The 22463-nt window shown below is 73.7% G+C and carries 19 protein-coding genes; 12 read left to right on the plus strand and 7 right to left on the minus strand.

Annotated elements, in window-relative coordinates; all coding sequences use genetic code 11:
• Positions 1-4: 4 nt before the first annotated feature.
• Positions 5-2284: a DUF998 domain-containing protein gene (locus ACK8HX_RS06210; protein ID WP_411939790.1), complete on the minus strand. Its 2280-nt coding sequence runs from the start codon at positions 2282-2284 to the stop codon at positions 5-7.
• A 36-nt stretch (positions 2285-2320) separates the two neighbouring features.
• On the opposite strand from ACK8HX_RS06210, the gene ACK8HX_RS06215 reads away from it, so the two are divergent.
• Positions 2321-3007, plus strand: a complete 687-nt coding sequence (locus tag ACK8HX_RS06215) for an HAD family hydrolase (RefSeq protein WP_411939791.1) — start codon at positions 2321-2323, stop codon at positions 3005-3007.
• A gap of 9 nt (positions 3008-3016) precedes the next feature.
• Entirely contained in the window at positions 3017-4690 is a 1674-nt protein-coding gene (locus tag ACK8HX_RS06220) for an FAD-binding dehydrogenase (RefSeq protein ID WP_411939792.1), read from the plus strand.
• Between the two features lie 33 nt (positions 4691-4723).
• On the opposite strand, the gene ACK8HX_RS06225 is transcribed toward ACK8HX_RS06220, so the two are convergent.
• The 3 genes from ACK8HX_RS06225 to ACK8HX_RS06235 all read right to left on the minus strand — a co-directional run bounded on the left by ACK8HX_RS06225 (position 4724) and on the right by ACK8HX_RS06235 (position 7036).
• The gene (locus tag ACK8HX_RS06225; RefSeq protein ID WP_411939793.1) at positions 4724-5359 is read right to left on the minus strand and encodes a proteasome activator; all 636 of its coding nucleotides are present in this window, start codon (positions 5357-5359) and stop codon (positions 4724-4726) included.
• A 275-nt stretch (positions 5360-5634) separates the two neighbouring features.
• Entirely contained in the window at positions 5635-5997 is a 363-nt protein-coding gene (locus tag ACK8HX_RS06230; protein ID WP_411939794.1) for a DUF1304 domain-containing protein, read from the minus strand.
• A gap of 61 nt (positions 5998-6058) precedes the next feature.
• Positions 6059-7036, minus strand: a complete 978-nt coding sequence (locus ACK8HX_RS06235) for an NAD(P)H-quinone oxidoreductase (RefSeq protein WP_411939795.1) — start codon at positions 7034-7036, stop codon at positions 6059-6061.
• 118 nt (positions 7037-7154) lie between these two features.
• Between ACK8HX_RS06235 and ACK8HX_RS06240 the strand changes: the two genes are divergently transcribed.
• Entirely contained in the window at positions 7155-8609 is a 1455-nt protein-coding gene (locus ACK8HX_RS06240) for a PhoX family protein (RefSeq protein WP_411939796.1), read from the plus strand.
• Positions 8610-8615: 6 nt separating this feature from the next.
• On the opposite strand, the gene ACK8HX_RS06245 is transcribed toward ACK8HX_RS06240, so the two are convergent.
• Entirely contained in the window at positions 8616-9626 is a 1011-nt protein-coding gene (locus tag ACK8HX_RS06245) for a LacI family DNA-binding transcriptional regulator (RefSeq protein WP_411939797.1), read from the minus strand.
• Positions 9627-9738: 112 nt separating this feature from the next.
• On the opposite strand from ACK8HX_RS06245, the gene arfA reads away from it, so the two are divergent.
• The 9 genes from arfA to ACK8HX_RS06290 all read left to right on the plus strand — a co-directional run bounded on the left by arfA (position 9739) and on the right by ACK8HX_RS06290 (position 20759).
• Positions 9739-11250, plus strand: coding sequence for an arabinosylfuranosidase ArfA (gene arfA, locus ACK8HX_RS06250; RefSeq protein ID WP_411939798.1), 1512 nt, complete (start codon positions 9739-9741; stop codon positions 11248-11250).
• Between the two features lie 98 nt (positions 11251-11348).
• A complete protein-coding gene (locus ACK8HX_RS06255) occupies positions 11349-12695 on the plus strand; it encodes an ABC transporter substrate-binding protein (RefSeq protein WP_411939799.1) in 1347 nt (448 codons plus the stop codon).
• Between the two features lie 95 nt (positions 12696-12790).
• Positions 12791-13684, plus strand: a complete 894-nt coding sequence (locus ACK8HX_RS06260) for a carbohydrate ABC transporter permease (RefSeq protein ID WP_411939800.1) — start codon at positions 12791-12793, stop codon at positions 13682-13684.
• The gene (locus tag ACK8HX_RS06265; protein WP_411939801.1) at positions 13681-14577 is read left to right on the plus strand and encodes a carbohydrate ABC transporter permease; all 897 of its coding nucleotides are present in this window, start codon (positions 13681-13683) and stop codon (positions 14575-14577) included. The genes ACK8HX_RS06260 and ACK8HX_RS06265 overlap by 4 nt, the downstream gene beginning before the upstream one ends.
• A 64-nt stretch (positions 14578-14641) precedes the next feature.
• Positions 14642-15622, plus strand: coding sequence for a glycoside hydrolase family 43 protein (locus tag ACK8HX_RS06270; protein ID WP_411939802.1), 981 nt, complete (start codon positions 14642-14644; stop codon positions 15620-15622).
• On the plus strand, positions 15619-16812 hold the full coding sequence (gene galT / locus ACK8HX_RS06275) for a galactose-1-phosphate uridylyltransferase (RefSeq protein ID WP_411939803.1): 1194 nt from the start codon (positions 15619-15621) through the stop codon (positions 16810-16812). The genes ACK8HX_RS06270 and galT overlap by 4 nt, the downstream gene beginning before the upstream one ends.
• Entirely contained in the window at positions 16809-17879 is a 1071-nt protein-coding gene (locus ACK8HX_RS06280) for an aldose epimerase family protein (RefSeq protein ID WP_411939804.1), read from the plus strand. The genes galT and ACK8HX_RS06280 overlap by 4 nt, the downstream gene beginning before the upstream one ends.
• Positions 17876-18697 carry a phytanoyl-CoA dioxygenase family protein gene (locus tag ACK8HX_RS06285; RefSeq protein ID WP_411939805.1) on the plus strand — a complete coding sequence of 274 codons (822 nt, stop codon included), beginning with the start codon at positions 17876-17878 and terminating at the stop codon, positions 18695-18697. Before ACK8HX_RS06280 ends, ACK8HX_RS06285 begins: the two co-directional genes overlap by 4 nt.
• A 37-nt stretch (positions 18698-18734) precedes the next feature.
• Entirely contained in the window at positions 18735-20759 is a 2025-nt protein-coding gene (locus ACK8HX_RS06290) for a family 43 glycosylhydrolase (protein ID WP_411939806.1), read from the plus strand.
• Positions 20760-20847: 88 nt separating this feature from the next.
• Here the strand turns inward: ACK8HX_RS06290 and ACK8HX_RS06295 are convergent, their stop codons facing one another.
• Positions 20848-22008, minus strand: a complete 1161-nt coding sequence (locus ACK8HX_RS06295; protein ID WP_411939807.1) for an MFS transporter — start codon at positions 22006-22008, stop codon at positions 20848-20850.
• 59 nt (positions 22009-22067) lie between these two features.
• Entirely contained in the window at positions 22068-22463 is a 396-nt protein-coding gene (locus ACK8HX_RS06300) for a universal stress protein (RefSeq protein WP_411939808.1), read from the minus strand.

Genomic DNA, 22463 nt, shown 5'->3' on the forward strand with positions numbered 1-22463 from the left:
GTCCTCAGGGCGTGACGCCCGGGCCGACGAGGGTGGCGACGACGGACGGGGTGCCCGACGGCGAGGGCGTCGGCGACGCCGTGGCCGTGCTCGCCGGGTCGGCCGCGGCGACGGGCTCGGTCGTGACCTCCCCGTCCGGGGTGCAGGTGCGGCTGGGGTCGGCCTCGCGCTCGTCGACCCGGCGGCCGTTGACGAGCGAGACGTCGTCGTACGCCGGCCGCCCCTCGATGACGTCGCGGAAGCGGTAGCGCGTCAGCGTCGCGAGCCGGCAGTCGGTGCCGAAGGTGAGGACGTCGAACGCCGACGGCTGACCGACGAGCTCCTCACCGGCCTCGCCGGCGAGGAAGTGCGTCAGCGGACCACCACCGGTGAACGTGCCGGCCTGGACCCGGTTGCCCTCGAGGTCGACCGAGTGCATGTGGCCGTTCGCGGTCACGCCGGCCTCGACGCCCTGCACCGCCCACGGCTCGTGCGCGACGACGAGGTCGGCGACAGGGCGCCCGGTGAACGAGGCCACGAACGCCTCGCGCGCCGGGACCTGCTTGGCGGGCGACCCCTTGCCCGAGTCGCCGAACCACCGTGGGTCGTTGAAGCCGCGGATGCGGACACCCCCGGCGACGACCTCGGTGTAGTCGCCGTCGCCGCCCTGGAGCAGGACGACGTTCGGGATGCGCGCCATCCGGTCGACGACCGCCGTGTCGGTCGCGCTCGTCGCGTCGTGGTTGCCCTTGGTGAACAGGTACGGCACGCCGAGCGACTCGATGCCGGCGAAGATGCCCGCGGCCTCGCCCTCCTCGACGGTGCCGAAGTTGAGCAGGTCCCCGGCGTCGATGACGAGGTCGATCGACTCCTCCTCGATGACGGTGCGCATCAGCGGGTACTGGTTGCCGCCGTGGATGTCGCTGACGAGGAGCACGCGCAGGGACGTGTCGGCCTCGAGCGGTGCCGCGGAGTACTTCTGCTGCAGTGCCGTCGAGAGGGCGATGAGGTTGCGCAGGTAGGGGGCCACCTGGGTCGCGCGGGTCTCGACGTCGGAGAGGATGCCCTGGTTGCGCTGCAGCGTGCCGAGGACGCCGGTCGTCGTGAACGTCTCCTGGCGGTCGGGCTGGTAGGTGGCCCACAGGGACCCGCCGACCGCGGCGGTCGACGTGAGCCAGCCGACGAGGCCGGCCACGACGAGCGCGGTCGGCGGCCGGCGCCGGGTCACGGCGGCCCACCCGCCGAGGACGAGGAGGACGACACCGAGGGCGCCGGCGGTGAACCGGACGACGACGTCGACCGCGGCGTCGCGGATCGCCTGGCTCAGCTCCTCCGGCCCGGGGCGCAGCGTCGCCAGGGAGACACCCGGCCGGGAGAGCACCTCGGTGATGTTGGCCTTGACCTGCGGGACGGCGTGGATGCCGGGGGCGGCGCCACCGAAGCCGACGACGATGTCGCCGAACGCCGTGGTCGCCACGAGGTCTGAGCTGCGGGCGGGGTTCGGGTCGAGGGAGACGGACGCCTGGTAGTTGCGGGTCTCCGCGGTCACGGGCGCGACCGAGGTCGCCGAGATGCCCGCGAACGCGCACGCAGCCGTGAGCCCGGCGGCGGCGAGGGTGTGGCGCACCCGCCTCGACCCGACCCGGTGACCCGACCACCACCAGACGCCCACGGCCGTGACGAGCGGCCACAGCACCGTGAGCGCCGCGACGACGCGCTCGTGCAGCCCGAACAGCCCTCCGCCGAGGGCGAACCCGAGCCCCAGCGACGCAACGGCGAGGGTGAGGACGACCGCTGCGGGCCGCGCGACCCGCGGCCGGAGGACGGCGGCCCCACCCTCCTGCGCCGCGAACCACGGCCAGGCGGCGAGCAGCGCGAAGGAGAGGGTCGCGACCACGGTGTGCGCCGCCGACGACTCGGTGCGCGACGGCAGCGGGAGGGCGGCGACACCGAGCGTCGCGACACCGGCGGCGGCGAGGAGGACGCGACCGGGCCGGCGCGCGGCCTCCAGCCCCCACGCGGTGACGAGGTGGGCGAGCCCGGTGACGACGAGCGCGCTCGTCATGATCCAGCGGTGCGGGGTCGCGGACGAGGCGAGGGCCGAGATCGACTCGCGGGCCTGGTCGAACCCGCCGGGCTGGGTGGCGGCCGCCCACGTCCACCCTCCGATGAGGGACACGACCGCGGTGAGGGCGCTGAGGACGGCCGTGCGGGGGTGGCCGACGAGCCGCCTGACCCGGGCGCGCCCGGACCCCGTGGTGCGACCCGCCCCGGGGGCGGACGTGGTCGGGCGCGGCTCGGCCATGCGGACCACCCTAGGTCGCCGACCTAGGGTGACGTCATGTCGTCCCCCGTCCCGGCGTCCTCGTCCCCCTTCGCCGAGCCGTTCGGCGCGGTCCTGCTCGACATGGACGGCACCCTCATCGACTCCATCGGGTCGGTCGAGCGGTCGTGGACGGCGTGGAGCGGCGAGTACGGCGTCGACCCGCGCCGGCTGCGCGGCTTCCACGGGGTCACGGCCGAGCAGGTCGTCGCGGCGCTGCTCCCCGAGGACGTCCGCGCCGAGGCGTTCGCGCGGATCCGGGCCATCGAGGTCGCCGACGTCGAGGGCATCACGGTGCTCCCCGGCGCCGCCGAGCTGCTCGGGATGCTCTCCGCGGGAGGGGTTCCCACGGCCATCGTCACGTCGAGCACCGACGACCTCGCGGAGGCGCGGCTCACGGCCACGCGGCTGCCGCATCCTCCCGTCGTCGTCACCGCGAGCGACGTCGAGCGGGGCAAGCCGTTCCCCGACCCGTGGCTGGAGGCGGCGCGCCGGCTCGGCGTCGACCCCTCGGACTGCCTCGTCGTCGAGGACTCCGTCGCCGGGCTGCGGGCGGCCCGCGAGGCCGGCTGCCGCGGCCTCGTCGGGGTGCTGGGCACGACGCCGAGGGAGGAGCTCCAGGAGGTGGCGCACGTCGTCCTCGACGACGTGTCGCACCTCGTCACGACCGTCGGGGGTGGCCGGGTCCGGGTCGTCGGGCACTAGGTTCTCCCCATGGATGCCGACGTCGTCGTCGTCGGGGCCGGCCTCGCCGGCCTCGTCGCCGCCTGCGAGCTCGCGGAGGCCGGCCGCTCGGTCGTCCTCCTCGACCAGGAGGGCGAGGCGAACCTCGGCGGCCAGGCGTGGTGGAGCTTCGGCGGCCTGTTCCTCGTCGACAGCCCGGAGCAGCGGCGGATGGGCATCTCCGACAGCGTCGACCTCGCCTGGCAGGACTGGCAGGGCACGGCGGGCTGGGACCGCCTCGTCGCCGACGACGGGTCGCCGGGCCCGGACCACTGGGGGCGCGCGTGGGCGCGCGCGTACGTCGACTGGGCGGCCGGCGAGAAGAGGTCGTGGCTGCGCGGGCTCGGCATCTCCTTCTTCCCCGTCGTCGGGTGGGCCGAGCGCGGGGACGGCACCGCCGGCGGGCACGGCAACTCGGTGCCGCGCTTCCACATCCCGTGGGGCACGGGCACCGGCGTCGTCGCCCCGTTCGAGGCGCGCGTCCGCGAGCACATCGCGGCCGGGCGGGTGTTCTACAAGCCGCGACACCGGGTCGACGGGCTCGTCGTCACCGGCGGCGCCGTCACCGGTGCGCGCGGTGCGGTTCTCGCCGAGGACGGCTCGCCGCGGGGAGCGGCCAGCAACCGCGACGTCGTGGGCGAGTTCGAGTACGGGGGCCAGGCCGTCTTCGTCACCTCGGGCGGCATCGGCGGCAACCACGCCCTCGTCCGCGAGAACTGGCCGGCGCGGCTGGGGGAGCCGCCGCGCGAGCTGCTCACCGGCGTCCCCGCCTACGTCGACGGACGCATGCTCGCCATCACCGAGGCGGCCGGAGGGAGCGTCGTCAACCGCGACCGGATGTGGCACTACGTCGAGGGCGTCCGCAACTGGGACCCGGTCTGGCCGGGCCACGCCATCCGCATCCTCCCCGGACCGTCGTCGATGTGGTTCGACGGAGCCGGAAACCGTCTCCCCGCACCGAACTTCCCCGGGTTCGACACCCTCGCGACGCTGAACCACCTGCGGCACACCGGCTTCGACCACTCGTGGTTCGTGCTGAACAGCTCGATCGTCGGCAAGGAGTTCGCCCTCTCGGGGTCCGAGCAGAACCTCGACCTCACGAACAGGAGCTGGCGCGACGTCCTCAAGCGGCCGGTCACCAAGGTCACCCCGTCGGTCAGGGCCTTCCTCGAGCACGGCGAGGACTGGCTCACGGCGCCCACCCTCACCGAGCTCGTCGCGAGGATGAACGCCCTCACCCCCGAGGCGCCCCTCGACGCGGCCCGGATCGAGCAGCAGGTCGTCGAGCGCGACCGGCAGGTGGAGAACGCGTACACCAAGGACGCCCAGGTCGCGGCCATCCGGGTGGCGCGGCGCTACCGGGGCGACCGGCTGACCAAGCGGGCCTTCCCGCTCCACCGCATCCTCGACCCGAAGCACGGCCCGCTCGTCGCCGTCCGGCTGCGCATCCTGTCGCGCAAGACGCTCGGCGGGCTGCACACCGACCTGTCGGGCCGGGTGCTCACGCCCTCGGGCGAGCCCGTCCCGGGGCTGTACGCCGCGGGCGAGGTGGCCGGGTTCGGCGGCGGTGGCGTCCACGGGTACCGCGCCCTCGAGGGGACGTTCGTCGGTGGCTGCCTGTTCTCGGGGAGGACGGCCGGCCGGGCCGCCGCGGCCGCCCTCTGACCGCGGCCCGGGGGGCTCACGACCGGCACGGCCTCAGAGGTACTGGCCGGTGCCCTCGGCGTGCCCGGGCTCGACGGGCTGCTGGGGGCCGCCGGGGCCCCCCGGGTGCGTGCCGTGCGGAGCGCCCTGGTGCGCGCCGTGACCGGGCGGCAGCTGGCGCATCTGCTGGAGCTGGGCCTGCGCCGCCATCTGCTGGGCGACCAGGGCGGTCTGGATGCCGTGGAAGAGCCCCTCGAGCCAGCCGACGAGCTGCGCCTGCGCGATGCGCAGCTCGGCGTCGGAGGGTTCGGCGTCCCTGAACGGCAGGGCGATCCGCTCGAGCTCGGCGATGAGCTCGGGGGCGAGGCCGTCCTTGAGCTCGGCGATCGAGCGGTCGTGGATGTCGGCGAGCCGCGCCCGGCCGCGGTCGTCGAGCGGCGCGCTGCGCACCTCCTCGAGGAGCTGCTTGACCATCGAGCCGATCCGCATGACCTTGGCGGGCTGCTCGACGAGGTCGGCGGGGTTGGTCGACCGCTCGCGCTCCGGCGCAGCGTCCGACGTGACGTGCGGCGCGACCCCCATCCCCTGGGGGGTCACGACGACGACGCGCTCGCCGTCGCTCGTCACGGTGGCGGGCACCGCCTGACCCTCGTCGTCCCGGTCGCGGTCGTCACGCGGCTGCTCGCTCATGCCCCCATCCTGCAACACGCCAGCCCCGGCCCCGCCGCGGGTGTGGCGGCCGAGCGGCCACGCCCCACGGACCGAGGAGGTCGACGTCCTCGGGGTTGAACGGAGCCGGACCGGGCACAGGTGCGGTCATGAGTCCCCTGCGCGTCCGACCGGTCGGCGGTGCCACCGGCTGCCTCGTCATGCTCCTCGTGTCCGTGGCGCTGTCCGTGCTGCTGACCGTCCTGCTCAACGTCCTCGTGCGCTGAGCCGGCAGCAGCCGCCACCGGACACCGGGGTCAGGCCGAGAGCAGCTGGGCGGCGAGCGCGAGGGCGCCCGGCACCGCCTGGACCCACAGGATCCGGCGGCTCGCCGTGGCGGCGCCGTACAGCCCGGCGACGACGACGCACGACAGGCCGAACACCGCGAAGGCGAACCGGTGGTCGGCCGGCCCGACCAGGCCGAGGACGAGGGCTGCCACCAGGAACCCGTTGTACAGGCCCTGGTTCGCCGCGAGCACCGTGGTCTGCTCGGCGAACTCGGGCGTGAGGCCGAAGGCGGCCCGGCCCCGAGGGGTCGTCCACAGCGCCATCTCGAGCACGACGATGCCGACGTGGACGAGCGCGACCAGGGCGGTGAGGACGGCGGCGACGATGCTCATGGCCGATGTCTACCGGAGCCTGGTCCGGTGCCGGTAGGGGTGGCGGGCCCGCCTGCCCCCGTCACGTGGTGAGCAGGACCTTGCCCACGTGCGTGCCGGAGTCGAGCTCGCGGTGGGCGGCAGCGGCCTCGGCGAGCGGGAACCGCGCATGGACCACGGGCCGCACCCGCCCGGCCTCGACCAGGGGCCAGACGTGCTCACGGACCGCTGCGACGATCGTCGCCTTCTCGGACAGCGGCCGGGCACGCAGGGACGTCGCGATGACGGCCGCGCGCTTGCGGAGCAGCACCGACAGGTCGAGCTCGGCCTTCGTGCCGCCCTGCATCCCGATGACGACGAGCCGCCCGGCCGTGGCGAGGACGGCGACGTTGCGGGCGAGGTAGCTCGCGCCCATGTTGTCGAGGACGACGTCGGCGCCGTGGCCGTCCGTGGCCGCCAGGACCCGCTCGACGAAGTCCTCCTCGCGGTAGTCGACGAGCACCTCGGCGCCGAGCGCGCGGCAGGCCTCGAGCTTGGCCGCCGACCCGGCCGTCACGGCCACGTGGGCCCCGACCTCGCGCGCCAGCTGGATCGCCATGGTCCCGATGCCGGAGGACCCGCCGTGGACGAGGAGGGTCTCGCCCGGCTGGAGGTTCGCGGTGAGGAAGACGTTCGACCACACCGTGCACACGACCTCGGGCAGCGCCGCCGCGTCGACGAGCGAGACCCCGCGCGGCACGGGCAGCAGCTGGCCCACGGGGACCCGCGCCGCCTCCGCGTAGCCGCCTCCCGCGAGGAGGGCGCACACCTCGTCGCCCACCGCCCAGCCCTCGACGCCCTCCCCGAGCGCCGCCACCCGGCCGCTCACCTCGAGCCCGGGCACCTGCGACTCACCGGGCGGAGGCGGGTAGAACCCCTGGCGCTGGAGGAGGTCGGCCCGGTTCACGCCCGAGGCCGCGACCTCGACGAGCACCTCGCCGGGGCGTGGCTCAGGGGTGTCGACGTCCGCGAGGGTGAGGACCTCGGGTCCGCCGAACGAGGGCAGCGTCATCGCCTTCATGCCGCCACCGTAGAACGGGCCGCGACGGGGTCGGTGAAGGGACCCGGTCGCGAATCTTCCATCGGCGACGCGACCGTCCTACGGTGAGGGATCCGCCGACCACCACCGATGGGAGCGCATGACCATGTCGATCGAACGCCGTACCGTCCTCAAGGGAGGAGCCGTCGTCGCCGGAGGGGCCGTCTTCGGCGGACCGTTCGCGGGATTCGTCGCCGCACCGGCCGGGGCCCTCGGCGCACCGGCGTTCCGCGGCCTGCGCGCGGTCCCGGACCTGCGGGACGGCGTGGTGCGCCTCCACCTCCCCGAGGGCTTCTCCTACCGGTCGTTCCACGACACGTCGACGCCGGTCGTCCTCGACGACGGCACCGTCCTCCCGGGGCGGCACGACGGCATGGCCGCGTTCCAAGCGGACGACGGCACCGTCACCCTCGTCCGCAACCACGAGGTCAACGGCAACGGCACCGCCTTCGGCCCGATCGGTGACCACACGTACGACCCGAAGGCCCTCGGCGGCTGCACCGTCGTCGAGACGAGCCGCACGGGCGAGGTCGCGCGGGCCTGGACCGGCATCAACGGCACGATGATGAACTGCTCCGGCGGCCCGATGCCGTGGGGCACCTGGGTCACGTGCGAGGAGACCGTCAACGGACCCGACGTCGGCCCGGACTTCACGCGCACCTCCAACATCCCGCTCACCAAGCCCCACGGCTACGTCTTCGAGGTGCCGACGAGCGGGCGCGCGAGCGGTGAGCCGGTGACGAAGGCCGGGCGCTTCGCCCACGAGTCGGTGGCGTTCGACCCGCGCGGCGGGCACCTGTACCTCAGCGAGGACAACTTCGGCTTCCCGTCGGGCTTCTACCGCTACACGCCGGGGACCTCGCCGATGGAGACCGGCCGCCTCGACAACGACGGCCACCTGCAGATGCTCAAGGTCAAGGGTGTCGACGGAGCCCACCTCGAGGCGAGCCAGGCCAAGGGCACGCGCTACCGGGTCGAGTGGGTCGACATCGACGACCCGGACCCCACCTTCCCCTACACCCCCGGGCAGGTGGCTCCCACGACGAACGACGAGGCGCTGAACCACGTCGGCGACCAGGGCCGGGCGCAGGGTGCCGCCGGGTTCTCCCGCCTCGAGGGGACCGTCTACGACAACGGCGTCGTCTACTTCACCTCGACGCAGGGCGGCGGGGCGGTCATGGACGGGCCGAACACCTCGACCGGCTACGGCACCGGGTCGGGGCAGGTCTGGGGCTACGACACCCGGTCCGAGACGCTCTTCCTCGTCTACCAGTCGCCGGGCCGCGACGTCCTCGACTTCCCGGACAACGTCACGGTGAGCCGGCGCGGCACGATCGTGCTCTGCGAGGACAACACCGAGGACAACTACGTCCGCGGCCTCTCCCGCGGCGGGCAGCTGTGGGACATCGCGCTGAACCGGATGGCCGGGCGCACCGGTGACGAGTTCGCCGGGTCGACGTTCAGCCCCGACGGGCACACGCTCTTCCTCAACATCCAGGCGAGCCGCGGGCTGACCTTCGCCGTCTGGGGCCCGTGGGAGCGCATCGGCGTCTGAGGAGGGTCAGCCGGCCGGCGCGCTCTCGCGGACGACGAGCCGGTGCGGCACGACGACGCTGTAGCCCTCGGGCAGCGAGGGCTCGTCGAGGCGCTGGACCAGGCTGTCGACGGCACGGTCCGCGAGCACGCCCATGTCCGGGGCGATCGTCGTCAGCCCCGGGTCGCTGTGGCGGCCCTCCTCGATGTCGTCGAAGCCCACGACGGCCACGTCGTCGGGCACGCGCACGCCCCGGCGGCGCAGCTCCCGCATGGCGCCCAGCGCGAGCAGGTCGTTGAAGCAGAACAGGGCGTCGAAGGGCGTCCCGGCATCGAGGAGCCGGTCCACGGCCTCGGCGCCGGCCGCCCGTGAGAAGTGCGCGGTGGCGACCTCGAGCGCCGGGTCGACGGTGAGGCCGCGCTCCCCGTGGGCACGGCGGTAGCCGGCGAGGCGCACCTCGGCGGTGGCGGCCGTCGAGCCCCGCTTGGCCCCGACCGCGGCGACCGCGGACCGGCCGGTCGAGAGCAGGTGCGTGACCGCGTCGACGGAGGCGGCGACGTTGTCGACGGCCACGCGCGTGCGCTGGCTGACCATGAGGTGCTCCCCGAGGAGGATGAGGGGCACGGCGGGCGAGGCCTCGTCGAGGGCCTGCTGGGTGATCGAGATCGGCGAGAAGATCAGGCCGTCGACGATGGTGGGACGTCGCCCGAGGAGCACGTCGCCCTCGCGCGTCGGGTCGCCGGTCGTCTGCTCCACGAGGACCGAGATGCCGCGACGGGCGGCGGCGTCGATGACGGCCTCGGCCACGCGGGAGAAGTAGGGGTCGGCCAGGCCCGGGATCGCCAGGCCGATCAGCCCGCTCCGTCCGGTGCGCAGCGACCGGGCGGACATGTTGGGCAGGTAGCCGAGCGCCTCGATCGAGGACTGCACCCGGGCGCGCATGGTCCGGCTGACGCTGGGGTGGCCGTGGACGACGTTCGACACCGTCTTCACCGAGACCCCCGCATGCTCGGCCACGTCACGCAGCCGCACCGCCATCCCGAGCCTCCTTTCCCACGATGGAAACATCCAACCACAGTCTTTACAACGTTGTTTCAACGTTGTATACCTGAAGGGCCGAGAACGTCCACATCGCCGTGGGAGGCCCCCGTTGCCCCGTTCCACCATCGCGCTCGACCCCTCGTTCACCGTGGGGGAGGTCGACCGCCGCATCTTCGGGTCCTTCGTGGAGCACATGGGGCGGTGCGTGTACGGCGGGATCCACGAGCCGGGCCACCCCCGTGCCGACGCGTTCGGCTTCCGCGAGGACGTGGCGGACCTGACCCGCGAGGCCGGCGTCAGCGTCGTGCGGTACCCCGGCGGCAACTTCGTCTCCGGCTACCGCTGGGAGGACGGGGTCGGGCCGGTGGAGTCCCGCCCGACGCGCCTGGACCTGGCGTGGCGGAGCCTGGAGCCGAACACGGTGGGTCTGGACGAGTTCGCCGGCTGGGCGCGCCGCACAGGCGTAGAGCCCATGCTCGCGGTCAACCTCGGCACCCGCGGGGTCCAGGAGGCGTGCGACCTCCTCGAGTACACGAACCTCCCCGGCGGGACCGCCCTGTCGGACCTGCGGGCGCGGCACGGCCACCGCGACCCCCACGGCGTGCGGCTGTGGTGCCTGGGCAACGAGATGGACGGGCCCTGGCAGACCGGCCACAAGACGGCCGACGAGTACGGGCGCCTGGCCGTGGAGACCGCCAAGGCGATGCGCCAGGTCGACCCCTCCATCGAGCTCGTCGCCTGCGGGAGCTCCAACAGCCACATGCCGACGTTCGGGGCCTGGGAGGCCACCGTCCTCGAGCACGCCTACGACGAGGTCGACTACATCAGCCTGCACGCCTACTACGAGGAGAGGGACGGCGACCTCGCCAGCTTCCTCGCCTCGTCGGAGGACATGGACCGCTTCATCCGCGCCGTCGTCGCCACGGCCGACCACGTCGGTGCCAAGCGTCGTCGTCGCAAGCAGATCGACCTCTCCTTCGACGAGTGGAACGTCTGGTACCAACGCGACTTCGTGGGCCACACCAACCTCGGGCTGGAGCACGCACCCCCGCTCATCGAGGACACGTTCTCGCTCGCCGACGCGGTGGCCGTGGGCGGGTTCCTCAACACCTTCCTGCGGCACGCCGACCGGGTGAAGATCGCCTGCCAGGCGCAGCTCGTCAACGTCATCGGCCTGTTGCGCACCGAGGCGAACGGGCCCGCCTGGCGGCAGACGATCTACCACCCGTTCGCCCACACCGCCCGGCTGGCCCGGGGCACCGCGCTGCTCGTGGCGGTCCAGGGTGCCCGCCACGACACCCCCGCCCACGGCGAGGTCGACACCGTCGACGCCGCGGCGACGTGGGACGAGGAGAGCGGCCGGCTGGCCGTCTTCCTCGTCAACCGGCACACCACGGAGGCCGTGGACGTCGGGATCGACCTGCGGGGCTTCCCGGGCACCCGGGTCGTCGAGTGCCTGCGGCTCGAGGGCGAGGACCCCTACCGCACGAACACGGCCGCCGAGCCCGACGCCGTCCGGCCGCGCACCGACCCGGATGTGACGGCCGAAACGGGGTATCTCGACATGCGGTTGTCCCCCGTCTCGTGGACCGCGGTCGTCCTCGCCCGCACCGCACCATGACCCGCTCACGCGCACCCCGCGCCTCCACCCTTCCCGACCTCGTACCCCCGGCCCCGTCGGCGCACCTCGCGTCAGCCATCCACGAAGGAGTTCACACCATGTCGGCCACCTCCACCCCCCGGGAGCTCTCCCGCCGCCTCCTGCTCGGGTCCTTCGGCGCGGTCGGTGCCAGCGGCGCGCTCGCCGCGTGCGCCGGCTCGAGCGCGCCGCCCGGGGCCGCCCCCTCCAGCGGCGCCTTCGGCAAGGGCGACACCTACACCGGCCCCAAGGTCGCGCTCGCCTTCTGGAACGGCTTCACCGGCGGTGACGGCCCGTTCATGAAGCAGATGGTCGAGGAGTTCAACAAGGCCAACCCGAACGTCACCGTCTCGATGAACACCCTCCAGTGGGGCGACTACTACGCCAAGGTCCCCAACGCGGTGTCCTCGGGCGCCGGCCCCGACGTCGGCATCATGCACATCGACCAGCTCGCCACCAACGCGGCCCGGCGCGTCATCGTGCCCCTCGACGAGGTCGCCTCCGGCCTCGAGCTCACCGAGTCCGACTTCGCGCCCGTCGTGTGGAGCGCCGGTGTGTACCAGGACAAGCGCTACGGCATCCCGCTCGACATCCACCCGCTCGGGTTCTACGGCAACACCGCCCAGCTCACCAAGGCCGGCGTCGACGGCCTGCCCACGGACCGGGCCGGCTTCGAGGCCGCGGTGAAGGCGCTGCAGGAGAAGGCCGGGGTCAAGAACCCGTTCTGGGTCACGGCCACGTGGCCCGCGCACCTGATGTTCACCTCGCTCATCCACCAGTTCGGCGGCGGCATCTACGACGGGGAGGGCGCGAAGGCGACCTTCAACTCGGACGCCGGCGTGGAGGCGATGCAGTGGCTGCGCAGCTTCATCGAGAACGGCGCCAGCCCGAAGAACGTCTCCAACGACGCCCAGGCCGTGGCCTTCCGCCAGCAGAAGGACTCGCTCACCTGGGACGGCATCTGGATGATGAACGAGTGGGAGAAGGTCAAGGACCTCGAGTGGGCGGCCGCCGCCGTCCCCACCATCGGTGACAAGCCGGCCGTCTGGGCGAGCTCGCACAACTTCGTCGTCACCACGCAGGCGACCAAGGACCCGAACAAGCTCGCCGCGGCGCGCGCCTTCATCTCCTACATCTCCGAGCGCTCGATCGACTGGGCGAAGTCGGGGCAGATCCCCGCCCGCAACAGCGTGCGCGAGTCGGCGGAGTTCAAGGAGCTGAAGGTCCAGTCGACCCTCGCCGAGCAGCTGCCGAACGTCGTCTTCCCGCCCTCGGTGCCCGGCATCGGTGACGTCACGGCGCCGACGTTCGAGACCGCGGTCAACGAGATCATCCTCGGCAAGAAGGAGGTCAAGGCCGCCCTCGACGAGGCCGCCAAGAAGGCGGACTCGATGCTCGACGCGAACCGCAAGAAGTACCAGGCCTGACCGTGTCCACCATCACCCGCGTGTCCCCCGCGGTTCCGGCGACGGAACCGCGGGGCGCGAGGCGGAGGAAGGGCAGGGGCGCCGACCCCGCCGTCATGCGCGCCGGCCTCGGCACGGCCCTGCTCTTCCTCGGGCCCTACCTGCTCCTGTTCGGCACGTTCGTCCTCGCACCCATCGTCTACGGGCTCTGGATCAGCCTGCACCAGTGGGACTTCCTCCTGCCGGGCAAGCCGTTCGTCGGGCTGCAGAACTACGTCGAGCTGTTCACCGGCGGCTCCACGACGTCCGAGCCGTTCTGGTCCTCGATGCGGGCCACCGGCATCTTCACCCTCATCAGCGTGCCGCTGCTCATGGTGCTGCCCCTGGCGCTCGCCGTCGCGCTCAACAAGAAGTTCCGGGGACGCAACGCGGTGCGGGCGATCTTCTTCGCGCCGTTCGTCCTCGGCGTGGCCGTCATCGGCCTGCTGTGGCGCTACCTGCTCGACCCGAACGTCGGTGTGGTCAACCACTACCTCGACGGACTGGGTCTGGACCGGATCCCGTTCACGACGGCCACGCCGTGGGTGTGGGTGGCGCTCGTGCTGCCGACGATCTGGTGGACCGCGGGCTACAACATGGTGATCTTCCTCGCCGGCCTGCAGGACATCTCGACCGACCTCTACGAGGCGGCCGAGCTCGACGGGGCCAACGCCTGGCAGCGGTTCCGGCACGTGACCCTGCCCGGGCTGCGACCGGTGACGATCTTCGTCCTCACGATCACGATCCTGGCCTCGGCGAACCTGTTCGGGCAGTCCTACCTCATCACCCAGGGCCAGCCCGGCCGAGAGACCCGCAGCGCCATCATGCAGATCGGCGAGGAGGGCCTGCGCCGGTTCAACATGGGCAGTGCCTCGGCGATGAGCACGGTGCTCACCCTCGTGCTGCTGCTCGTCAGCCTGGCCATCCTGTCGCTGCTGCGCGAGCGCACCCCGAAGGAGAAGACCCGATGAGCTCCTCGGCGACCCCCGCGCGCACCCGTGCGGACCGGCAGGACCGCCGGGAGGCCCCTGCGGCGGAGGGAGGTCGGCGCCGCGTCCCGTGGCGCGCGGTCTTCCTCGGGCTGCTGGGCCTGCTCTTCCTCACCCCGCTGCTGTGGCTGGCGTCGACGTCGCTGAAGTCGACGAGCGAGGTGTCGCGGGCCGACCTCACCTTCCTCCCGAAGGACCCGACGACCGAGGGCTACTCGAAGATCCTCGACGCCCCGCAGACGCCGGTGGCGCAGTGGTTCCTCAACTCGATGCTCGCCGCGACCGGACAGACCCTGCTCGTGCTCGTCGTCGCCACCACGGCGGCGTACGCGCTGGCGCGGCTGTCCTTCCCGGGCAAGCGCCTCCTCACCGGCCTGGTGCTGGCGACGCTGTTCGTCCCGCCGATCTCGCTGCTCATCCCCAACTACGTCATCGTGGCGAGGTTCGGGTGGCTCGACAGCCTCGCGGCCGTCATCGTCCCGGGGGCGGCCGGCGCCTTCGGCGTGTTCTTCATGCGGCAGTTCTTCCTCTCCCTGCCGGTGGAGCTCGAGGAGGCGGCGCTGCTCGACGGCGCGAGCCGGTGGAAGGTCTTCCTCGCCGTCATCGTGCCGCTCTCGCGCCCGGCCCTCGCGACGCTGGCGCTGCTGACGTTCCTCGCCAACTGGAACGACTTCCTCTGGCCGCTCTACGTGCTGTTCAGCCCGGAGCGCCTGACCATCCAGCCCGGGCTGTCGACGCTGCAGAGCGCCTACACCACCGACTACGCCACGATCCTCGCCGGCGGAGCCATCGCCAGCATCCCGGTCCTGATCCTGTTCCTCGTCAGCCAGCGGTTCGTCATCGAGGGCATCGCCCGCGGTGGCCTCAAGGGCTGACCCCAGCTCGTCCGGTCGCCCGACGTGAGGGCGGGCGGCCGGACGTCGACGCACTAGGAGCGCCGTGCCCATCCGCACCACGTCCACCGACCACGGGGTCCCCCCGCCCCACCAGCCGGTCCCGCCGCTGTGGGACGGCTACTGCGCCGACCCGTTCGTGCTGCAGACGCACGACGGCCGCTACGTCATGTACGGGACCACCCCGCGGACGCCGATCGACGGCCGGGCCTTCCAGGTGCTGGTCAGCGACGACCTCGACACGTGGGAGGACGCCGGCGGGGCCCTCGTCCTGCCGCCGTCGGTCCCCGAGGGCCTGGAGTACTGGGCGCCGGAGGTCGCGTACGCGCAGGAGCGGTACTGGATGTACTACTCCCGCGGGCGGGGCGACGCCGGCCACCAGATCCGGGTCGCGAGCTCGGCCGAGGCGACCGGGCCGTTCGAGGACACCGGGGACGTGCTGACGGCCGGGCTGCCGTTCGCCATCGACCCCTCCCCGTACCGCGACCCCGCCGGCGACTGGTGGCTGTTCTACGCCACCGACCTCGTCGACGGCGACCGACCCGGCACCGTGCTGGCGGTGCAGCGGCTCGTCGACATGACCCGTCTCGAGGGCAGCACGACCGTCGTCCTGCGCGCCTCGGCCGACTGGCAGCGGTACGAGGCGGACCGCGACATCTACGGCGGCACCCACGACTGGCACACCCTCGAGGGGCCCGCCGTCCTCGACGACGGCGAGGGCGGGTGCGTCCTGCTCTACTCAGGGGGCAACTGGCAGACGCCCGGCTACGGCGTGGCGGTCGCCCACGCCCCCCATCCCCTCGGGCCGTGGACCGAGGAGCCGGACGCCGAGCCCCTCATCACGAGCACCGGGACGGGGCTCAGCGGACCCGGGCACTGCAGCGTCCTCACCGACGACTCGGGGCGCCTGCACCTGTTCCTCCACGCGTGGGACCCGACGTCGAACCGCCGCCGCCCGCACCGCCTCCCCCTGCGCGTGGAGTCCGGCACCGTCGTCCTCGAGGAGTCGACGGAGGCGGACCGGTGACGGCCGCGCGAGCCCTGTCGGCCGTGGCCGCGGGTCCCGTGCGCCGGACGCGGCGCACCCTCGCCGACGGGCGGGAGATCCTCTACTTCGACGAGCCGGGGACGCCGCCGCGGACCGCGTCGGACGACCGGGAGCTGGGCGAGCGGTCCCGGGCCGGGGAGCTGCGCCTCGACGCGCTGACCGGCGACTGGGTGACCATCGCCGGCCACCGCTCCGACCGCACCTTCCTGCCGCCCGCGGACGCCTGCCCGCTGTGCCCGACGGGGCGTGGGACGGTGCCGTCCGAGGTCCCGGAGGCCGACTACGACGTCGTCGTGTTCGAGAACCGGTTCCCCTCGTTCGCCTCCGGGACCTCCGACGTCCCCGACGTCCCCGACCCCATCGGCGTCCCCGACCCCGCCCCGGCGGGGCCGGCCGGGAGGGGGGCCTCGCTGCACGCCCTGCGCCCCGCCCGTGGGCGCTGCGAGGTCGTGGCGTTCACCAGCGACCACGAGGGCAGCATCTCCGCCCTCCCCCCGAGCCGCGTCCGCACCGTGGTCGAGGCGTGGGCCGACCGCACGGCGGAGCTGTCGGCGCGCCCCGACGTCGAGCACGTCTTCTGCTTCGAGAACCGCGGCGTGCAGATCGGCGTCACCCTCCACCACCCCCACGGCCAGATCTACGCCTACCCGTACGTGCCCGCCCGGGCGGAGGCCGTCCTGCGGCAGGCCCGCCGGCACCACGCCGCCACCGGGCGCACCCTCGGCGAGGACCTGCTGGAGGCCGAGCGGGCCGCCGGGGTCCGCATGGTGCTGGAGGGGCGGCACTGGAGCGCCTACGTCCCGTTCGCGGCCCGCTGGCCGGTGGAGGTGCACCTGGTCCCGCACCGTGACGTCCCCGACCTCGCGGCCCTCGACGGCGAGGAGCGCGACGAGCTCGCCGTCCTCTACCCCGAGCTGCTGGGGCGCCTCGACCGGTACTACCCCGCGCCCGGTGGGGAGCACGTCGTCATGCCGTACATCGCGGCCTGGCACCAGGCGCCCGTGCACTCGCCCCGGGAGGTGTCCCGTCTGCACCTGCAGGTGTTCTCGGTGCTGCGCACCCCGGACCGGCTGAAGTACCTCGCCGGGTCCGAGTCGGCTGCGGGCGCCTGGGTGAACGACGTGTCGCCCGAGGCGATCGCCCACCGGCTGCGCGAGGTGGCCACGTGACGGTGTCCGAGGTGGTCGGGCGGCTGCCCGACGGCTCGCCGGTGCACGCCCACACCATCGGGGGCGCGGACCGCCCGCAGCTGCGCGTCCTCGACCTCGGCGCCACCGTCGCCTCGCTGCACGCCTTCGACCCCGACCCGCACGGGGAGCGCCCGAACCTCGTCCTCGGGCACCGCGACGTCGGCGGGTACCTGCGGACGCCGACCCCCTACCTCGGGGCGACGGTGGGGCGCTTCGCCAACCGCATCGCCGGCGCCCGCTTCGAGCTGGCCGGCGTGGTGCACCGGCTCGCGCCCAACGAGGGCGACACGTGCCTGCACGGCGGGCCGGGCGGGTTCCACTCCCGGGTGTGGACCGTGACCGACCTCGGCCCCGACCGCATCACCCTCGAGCTGGTCAGCGAGGACGGGGACCAGGGCTTCCCCGGTGAGCTCACCGCGTCGGTCACCTACACGGTGACCGGCGCTGCGGTGCACGTCGACCTCAGGGCGACGACGACCGCGACGACGGTCGTCAACCTCACGAACCACACGTACTGGAACCTCGCGGGGGAGGGCAGCGGCAGCGTCGACGGGCACCGGCTCACCGTCGACGCGGCGCACTACCTGCCCGTGGACTCCCAGGGCATCCCGCTCGACGGCGCCGAGCCGGTGGACGGGACCCCGCTCGACCTGCGCCGGGGCGAGGCCCTCGGCGCGTGCGCGCGCCGCTCCCACCCCCAGACCGAGGCGGTCCGCGGCATCGACCACTGCCTCGTCCTCGACGGGGGCGGCCTGCGCCGCGCCGCCCGGCTCGAGGAGCCGCGCTCAGGGCGCCACCTCGAGGTCCACACCGACCAGCCGGGCCTGCAGGTCTACACGGGCAACCACCTCGACGGCACCGTCCTCGGCACCTCCGGCCGGTGGTACCGGCAGGGCGACGGCGTCGCGCTGGAGACCCAGAACCCGCCCGACGCCCCGAACCGGTCCTGGGCCCGCTCGGCCGTCCTCGACCCCGGGTCCGAGTACCTGTCGAGGACGCAGTGGCGGCTCGGCCAGGACCCGCCGTCCGTGGAGGAGGGACCGTGAGCGGCCTGCCGCGGGCGAGCGAGCTCGAGGACTTGGGGCGCGACGGGATCGTCGCCCGGAGGGGCGCCTTCGACCCCTCCTGGGTGGACCGGCTCCACGAGGACGTCCTCGCGGCCTTCGAGGAGGCCCGCGACCGGGAGGGCGGTGCCATCAGCCGCGGGCCGCAGCGCTGGTACGTCGAGGTCAACCCCGAGCAGCTCAGCGGGTTCGTCGACCTGGTGTCGCACCCGTGGGTCACCGGCATCTGCGAGGCGGTCCTCGGACCGGCGTACGAGATCGTCGAGATCGGCTTCGACATCCCGTTCCCCGGGGCGGCCGACCAGCCGTGGCACCGGGACTTCCCCGCACCGGAGGAGACCCGGGTGGGGCGCCGCCTCACGTCGCTGGCGTTCAACGTCACCACCGTCGACACCACCCCCGACATGGGACCGTTCCAGATCGCCCCGGGCACGCAGTACGAGGGCGGGGTCGACTGGGAGCACGGGATGTTCCCGCCCCGCTCGGAGTGGCCGCGCTACGAGGCCGGCTCGCAGCTGCGGATGCCGAGGCGCGGGGACGTCTCGGCACGCTCCGCCCTGACGGTCCACCGCGGGACGGCCAACCACAGCGACCGGGTCAGGCCGGTGGTCGTGCTCGGCGTGGACGCGCCGGGAGCGGGGCACGCCGACCTCCACGACCTCACGGTCACGCGCGGTTTCTGGGAGGCGCTGCCGGACTCCGTGCGCGCGCACCTCGGTGCCCGCGTCGTCGACACGCTGCGCCCGGTCGTGCAGAAGCACGACATCGAAGGACTGGTCATGGGAGTGACCGATGACTGAGCAGACCCACCGAGAGCCACCGGAAGGAAGGACCACCATGTCCGAGACGCCGCACCCCGTTCGAGGGCGCAGCCGCGCCCGCCGGTGGCGACGGGCCGGGCTCGCCGGCCTCGCCGGCACCCTCGCCCTGCTCCTCGGCGCCCCCGTGGCGACAGGGGTCGCGCCCGGACAGGCGGCCGCGGCCACCGTGCCCGCCGTGCCACCGCCGCTGCCGGTGACCGGCGGCTACGACAACCCCCTGGCGCCGGTCGTGCCCGGCGGGGGGACGATCGACAGCTGCGCCGACCCGATGGTCATCGCCGGCCAGGACGGCGAGACCGTCGACGGCGAGCGCGCCTGGTACCTCTACTGCACGACCGACCCGCTGGACGACGAGGACGTCGACGCGAACGGCGACCCCGTGTTCCACCGGATCCCCACGAGCGTCTCCACCGACCTGGTCACCTGGACCTACACCGGTGACGCCTTCCCCCTCGACGGCGGCGACCTCCCGGCGTGGATCGACCCGAGCGCCGCCTTCTGGGCCCCGGACGTCGTGTACTCCGAGGCCACCGACCGCTACTACCTGCTCACGACGGTCACCGAGACCACGGCCGCTGGCGGTGGCTCGGACACCTGCCGCGGCGACAGCGCCATCGGGGTCGCCGTGGCCGAGAGCCCGACCGGGCCGTGGACCTGGTCCGAGCAGCCGGTCGTCGGGCCCCGGAAGGACCCGCAGGGCGGGGAGTGCTCGTACTTCTGGACCTTCGACCCCGACGTCCTCGGCGACACCGTGGGCGAGGAGGGGATCCTGTACTACGGCTCGTACTACGGCGGGGTGTTCGCGACCGCGGTGGACGTCACGCCGAGCGGCATCACCGCCCGGACCGCGGCGACCGGGGACGACACGCGCATCGCCATCGGGAACCGCTACGAGGGCACGACCGTGGTCGAGCGCGACGGCTCCTACTACCTCTTCGGCTCGGCCACGAACTGCTGCAACGGCGCCCTCACCGGGTACGGCGTGTTCGTGGGCCGGTCGGACAGCCCCTACGGCCCGTTCGTCGACAAGGAGGGCAGCTCCTTCCTCGACGCCGCCGTCGGGGGGACCCCGTTCCTGACCCAGAACGGCAACCGCTGGGTCGGCACCGGCCACAACATCGTCTTCGCCGACGAGGGCGGCCAGTGGTGGACCGTCTACCACGCCGTCGACCGGACCGACCCGTACTACGCGTTCGCCACGGGCTTCACGAAGCGGCCGGCACTGCTCGACCCGGTCGACTGGGTCGACGGCTGGCCGGTGGTGCGCGGCGGCGCCGGACCCTCCGACACCCGGATGCCGGCGCCGGCGGCGCAGGAGGGCGAGCGCAGCCGCTACCGCCCGAGGCTCGTCGAGCCGCACGAGGTCGGCACCCTGCTCGACGGTGACGAGTTCTCGGGCTCCACGCTCGACGACGGCTGGTCGTGGGCGGCGGGGCGCACCGGATCCGCCAGCGTCGGCGGCGGCGTGCTGCGCTGGCCGGTCGAGCACGCCGACCTCTACGTCGACTCGAACACCGCCTCGGTCCTCGTGCGCGACGCCCCCCGGGGCGACTACGTCGTCGAGACCAAGGTCCGGCTCGACGGCCTGCCCGACGAGGGCTGCTGCTTCAACTACGCGCAGGCCGGGCTCGTCGTGTACGGCGGCGACGACGACTTCGTCAAGCTGACCGACATCTCCATCTGGGAGACCCGCCAGACCGAGTTCGCCAAGGAGACCGCTCCCGTGCCGGACGGGTGGAGCCGCTACGGGAACACCGTCGTCGGGCCGCCCGGAGCCGACTGGACGTGGCTGCGGATCGTCGTCGAACGGCTCGCCGGGGCCGAGCGCAGGGCCGCCGACGGCGACACGGAGCGCTACACCGCCTACACCAGCCAGGACGGACGGACCTGGGTGCGCGGCGGGGTGTGGACCCACGACCTCGGCCCGGACGCGCGGATCGGGCTGGTGTCGATGGGCGCCACGGACCAGGTGACGGGCGTCATCACCGCGGAGTTCGACGAGGTCCGCGTGACGTCGCTGCGCAGCGGCCGCCGCGGCTGACCGCGCCGGGATCGACGGGATCCCGCCGCGAGTGCGGAAGTGGTTGCCCCGGCGACCACTTCCGCACTCGCGGCGAAGGGGTGGCGGGTCAGGCGTCGGCCGAGCCCGCGCTCCGGCCGCCGAGGGGCAGCCGGGTCGCGCCGACGCCGACCAGCCCCACCGCGGCGGCGGTCATGAGGATGACGCCGGCCGCGCCGGTCCCCGCGGCGACGGCTCCGGCGAGGGAGGGGATGACCACCTGCCCCGCGCGGTTGCCGACGAGCCGCAGCGACATCGACCGCCCCCGCGCACCGGGCGGTGCCGTCTCGGCGAGCCACGACATCGTCAGCGGCTGGCCGACCCCCAGGCCCACGCCGGCGACGACGACACCCACGGCCAGCACCGCCAGGGGGGCCGGTACGGCGGTGAGGACCAGCCCGACCGCGGCGGCGCAGGAGAACCCGACCATGACGGCCTTGCGGCCGAAGCGGTCGACGAGCCGCCCGAGCCCGAGGCGCGAGGCCATCGAGGCGACACCGCGCAGGGCGAGGAGCGTGCCCACCGTCGCCGCGCCGATGTTCCGCTCGACGCCCAGCGCCGGCAGGTAGGCGAGGGTCACGTCGACCGCCGCGAGGATGACGCTGCTCGTGACGAGCGCCTGCCCCACCCCGGGCCGGCGCAGCAGGCCCCACGTGGTGACCGGCGCGGCGTCGGCGCCGTCCGGGCGACCCGGTCCGCGGGGACCCGCGGGGCGCAGCCACGGGACGACCGCGAGCAGCACCGCCGACAGCACCAGCCCGGACACGAGCACGGGGGTGGTGTCGGGCCGCACGGCGGTGCCCCCGACGACCGCGAGCAGCCCGGGACCGAGCGACTGGCCGAAGGACGCGGCGAAGGTGTAGCGGCCGAAGGCGGTGTCGAGGCTCCCGCCGAGGTCGGCGTTCGCGACCCACGTCTGCTGGGCGATGATGCTGAACAGGTGGCCCAGGCCGAGGAGCACGGTGCCCGCGAACAGCCCCACGACCGCGTCGCCGCCGACGACGAGCACCCCGGTCGCGACGACGAGGCACCCGGCGCCCGCGACCCCGACGACCCGCTCGCCCACCCGGTCGATGACCCGCCCGGCCGGCACGGCGAGGAGGAGCGGGGTCAGGGCGAAGCAGGCCGACAGGACACCGAGCCAGGCGGTGGGGACCCCGGCCTCGATGCCCCGGTAGATCGTCGCCGGGCGGACCGCGAAGGCGACGACCTGCACGAGCAGGGTCGCCACGACTAGGACGGCCCACTGGCGCCGCGGGGACGTCGTCCCCGCGGCGCCAGTGGGCTCGTTCAGCGGCTCGCCTTGACCGCGAGGACGGGCGAGTCCGCGTCGAGGAGGATGCGCTGGGCCTGGCTGCCGAGGATGAGCTTGCCGACCGGCGACCGGCGCCGCAGCCCGATGACGATGAGCTCGGCGTTGACCTTCGCCGCGAGCTCGATGAGCTGCTCGGCGGGGTCCTTGGCCTCGACGCCCTGGTGGACCTCGTACTCGACGCCGCTCTCGGCGAGCCTGGCCTGCACGTCGTCCCACTGGTCAGGGGAGGCGTACCGGGGGTCGACGAGCGCGTCGCCGCGGCTGACGTTGACGACGACCAGGCGGGCGGACCGCAGGCCGGCCTCGGAGATCGCCGTGTCGAGGGCGGCCTTGCCCTCCGGGGTGGGTACGTAACCGACGAGGACGGGCAT

Origin of the sequence: Oryzobacter faecalis (genome assembly GCF_046764005.1) — a bacterium.
Lineage (GTDB): Bacteria > Actinomycetota > Actinomycetes > Actinomycetales > Dermatophilaceae > Oryzobacter > Oryzobacter faecalis.